Annotated in this window: 1 protein-coding gene; it reads left to right on the forward strand. The window is 58.7% G+C overall.

Going from position 1 to position 1,408, the window contains the following annotated elements:
* A partial coding sequence (locus AC1DT3_RS21150) for a cadherin repeat domain-containing protein (protein WP_477467154.1) occupies positions 1–1,408 on the forward strand: 1,408 nt, incomplete at both ends.

Raw genomic sequence — 1,408 nt, forward strand, 5'->3', positions numbered from 1 at the left:
TCTGATCGGTACGATCTCGAACGCCGTGGCGGGTTGGACGTACACGTTCAACTTCGGCACGGGTTTCGACGGTGACGGTGACGGTCGTTTCTACATCGTCGGCAATCAGATCTTCGCAAAGGCTGCTGTCGATGAGAACGGCATAAGCTTGTTTGACTACGAGTCAGCCGGTATCGTGTCGATGTCGATCATCGGAACGCCGCCGGTTGGGACGCCTGGGTCGCAGCAAGGACAGTTTGGCGTCTATATCACCGACATCAACGACAAGCCCTTCAATCTCGCCTTGAAGAACGCCACGGGCGGTACGGCTTTGTCCGTCTTGGAGAAACTYGGTCCGGACACGTTCATCGGTAACCTGACCGCCGAGGATGACGATCTTGATCGCAACGACGTCGGCGAAACACAGACTTTCTCGATCGTCACCAACCCAGGCAACCGGTTCAAGATCGACGCGACGGGCAAGAAGGTCGTGCTCGCATCGGCGCTCGACTACAACGCATCTGATCTTCAGAGCGACGCCGGCGGCAAATACTATACCGTTTTGGTTCGCGTCACCGACGGCGGTGGTCCCGGTGGAGGACCTCTGTTCGTCGATCAATCTTTCAAAGTCTATGTGACGCCCAATGGACCGACGAACAAGGCGCCGACGACGCCGGCGGGAACGGCGAACGTCAACGAGGGCACGGGCAACGGCCAGACGGTTCTGACGCTCGATGACCGCGATGACGACAACCAGGTCATTACCTACACGTTCGCGAACTCCCAAGCAGGGTCGAGCGGCCTGATCAGTTCCGACGGCAAGTTCAAGATCGTCAACAACACGATCGTGACGAACGGCACCGTTGCAGACGTAACGGCGGATACGCCGATCAATTATTCGATCATTGCGAATGACGGTTCGGGAGCAGCGAACAACACCGCGACCGGAACGGTGACGATCACCGTCAAGAACGTGGCTCCGACGAACAAAGCGCCGACGACCCCGTCGGGCGCTGCGAATGTCAACGAGGGCACCGGCAACGGCCAGACCGTGGTCACGCTCGATGATCGCGACGACGACAACCAGCTCATCACCTATACCTTTGCGAATTCCCAAGCGGGGTCGAACGGCCTGATCAGCGCCGACGGCAAGTTCAAGATCGTCAACAATCTAATCGTGACGAATGGTACGGTCGCGGACGTGACGGCGGATAGCGCGGTCAATTATTCGGTGATCGCGAACGATGGTTCAGGAGCAGCGAACGCGACGGCGACAGGAACCGTCACGATCACGGTGAAGAACGTCAACAAGGCGCCGACGACACCGGCGGGCGCAGCCGACGTCAATGAAGGCACTGCCAACAACCAGACGGTCGTGACGCTGGCCWATGTGGACGGCGACGGCCAAACCGTCTCCTATATCTTCACG

It is taken from the genome of Microvirga sp. P4_G7, assembly GCF_056401005.1.